Source organism: Isachenkonia alkalipeptolytica, assembly GCF_009910325.1.
Lineage (GTDB): Bacteria > Bacillota > Clostridia > Peptostreptococcales > T1SED10-28 > Isachenkonia > Isachenkonia alkalipeptolytica.
In genome coordinates this window covers 1-655 of the sequence record NZ_SUMG01000066.1, presented here as the reverse complement: position 1 = coordinate 655, position 655 = coordinate 1, and the positions used below count along the sequence as shown (strand labels likewise).

1 protein-coding gene is annotated in these 655 nt (G+C 46.1%); it reads left to right on the top strand.

Annotated features, from left to right (window positions below):
- Nucleotides 1-655, top strand: a 655-nt coding sequence (locus tag ISALK_RS14895) for a hypothetical protein (protein WP_201756933.1), incomplete at both ends; no start/stop codon positions are given.

Sequence of the window (655 nt, the reverse complement as noted above, 5' to 3'; positions counted from 1 at the left end):
TAACCCCTCTTGCTTCTGCATGTATACTGCCATCGTGATGAATGCTCAGGAACAAATCCGCCTCCATCCCGTTGTGTTGTGGAAGAAGAGGGGAAAGAAGGAAAGAAGAGAGGGAAGAGGAAAGGGAGAGGAAAAAGGGGGAAGGGGGGAGGAGGAGGGGAAGAAAAAGGGGGAGGGAGGAAGAGGAAAAAAAAGGAAGAGGAAAGAAGAAAAGGGGGGGGGAGAAGGGGAAAGGAAGGGAGAGGAAAGGAAGAAGGAAGAGAAAAAAAAGGAAGAAGGAAAGAAGGGAGAGAAAGGGAGGAGGAGGAAGAGGAGGAAAGAGGGGAAAAGAGGAGAGAAGGGAAAGAGAAAAGAAAAAGGAAAAGAAGAGGGAGGGGAAGAAAAAGGGGGGAAAGGGGAGAGAGAGGAGGAAAAGAAGGAGAGGAAGAAAAGAGAAAAGGAAAGGGAGAAGGGGGGAAAAAGAAAAAGAGGAAAAAAAAAGGGAGAGAAGGAGAGAAAAGAAAGAAAGGAAGGAAGAGGGAAGAGGAGGAAGAAAGAAGGAGGGAAAAGGAGAAGAAAAATAGGTGAAAAGAAAAGAGGAAGGGGAGAAAGGAAAGGGAAAAAAGAAGGAGAAAAGAAAAAAAGGAAGAGAAGGATGCAAGCGTCAGGAATACCA